Raw genomic sequence first — 1308 nt, forward strand, 5'->3', positions numbered from 1 at the left:
TGAATCGGCCTGGGTTTCGTTCCTATCGGATTGTTTGTCCGGCAGATGCCGGTTGGGCTGATTCCAGGTCAGCGTAGTACGCGTTCTCGACCTCGAGCGGGGTGCGCATGTCGAGCTCTCCGTGGAGGCGCTGGTTGTTCCACCACCACACCCACTCGAGCGTTGCGAGCTCGACCTGCTCGACCGTCCGCCAGGGGCCCCGCTGGCGGATCAGCTCCGTCTTGTAGAGGTTGTTGACCGCCTCGGCCATCGCGTTGTCGAACGAGTCCCCGACCGTGCCGGTCGATGGGACGGCGCCGAGCTCGACGATCCTCTCGGTGTAGACCATCGCGGTGTAGTTCGACCCGTGGTCGGCGTGATGGATCAGCCCGGTGAGATCCCCGCCGGCGCCCCACGCCGCCATATCGAGCGCCTGCATCGGCAGGATCTCCGACCGCAGAGTCGAGGCAACGTTCCAGCCGACGATGCGCCGTGAGTAGACGTCGGTGACGAACGCGACGTAGGCGAACCCGGACCACGTCGCGACGTAGGTCACGTCGCACACCCACAGCCGCCGCGGCGCCGGGGCGGTGAAGCGGCGGTTGACCAGGTCGCTCGGCAGTGCCGCGGTCTTGTCGGAGCGTGTGGTGAACACCCGCTTCGACTTCCTGACGCCGCGGACCCCGGCCAGGCGCATGAGCCGTTCGGTCTGGTCACGACCGATGTCCCAGCCTTGCCGGCGCATCAGCGCGTGCATCTTCCGGCGCCCGTACACGCCGTAGTTCTCCGCATGCAGCCTGGCGACCTCCGGCACCAGCAGGTCATCGCGCAGATGCCTGGCTGATGGGGCGCGGCCGACGGCGGAGCGGTATCCGCGGGAGGTGAGGAAGCCCTGCACTGCCGGTCGGAGGACCCGGCAGATGAGCTCGACCCCGAAACGATCCCGGTACTCATCGATGAACCGGACCATCTCGGTCAGGGGCGGTCGAGCTCCTTCGCGAAAAACACGCTCGCAGCCTTGAGAATCTCGTTCGCTTTCCGCAACTCCGAGACCTCCTTCTGCAGCCGCTTGATCTCCGCCGCCGCATCGGTTGTCAGCCCGGGGTTCACGCCCGCGTCGACCTCGGCCCGGCGCTGCCACAGCCGCAGCGTCTCGGGGCTCATCCCCAGCAGCCCGGCAACATGGCGGACTGCGCTCATCATCGTCGGGTGCGACGGCCGCGTCTCCGCGAGCATCCGCAGCGCCCGCTCACGCATCTCCGGCGAGTACTTCCTGTTCATCGTCTTCCATCCTTGCTTGAAGAACGGAACGAAACCCAGGCCGATTCA

General features: G+C 66.7%; 1 protein-coding gene. It reads right to left on the minus strand.

Annotated features, from left to right (window positions below; translation table 11 throughout):
- Positions 1 to 22 precede the first annotated feature (22 nt).
- Positions 23 to 1260, minus strand: a protein-coding gene (locus ACFVR6_RS16145; protein WP_386964873.1) for an IS3 family transposase whose coding sequence is annotated in 2 segments (ribosomal slippage) — positions 23 to 981 and positions 981 to 1260 — 1239 coding nt in all. Because the reading frame shifts where the segments join, the coding sequence is not laid out codon by codon here.
- Positions 1261 to 1308: the final 48 nt, after the last annotated feature.

Source organism: Microbacterium sp. NPDC058021, from assembly GCF_042885955.1.
GTDB lineage: Bacteria > Actinomycetota > Actinomycetes > Actinomycetales > Microbacteriaceae > Microbacterium.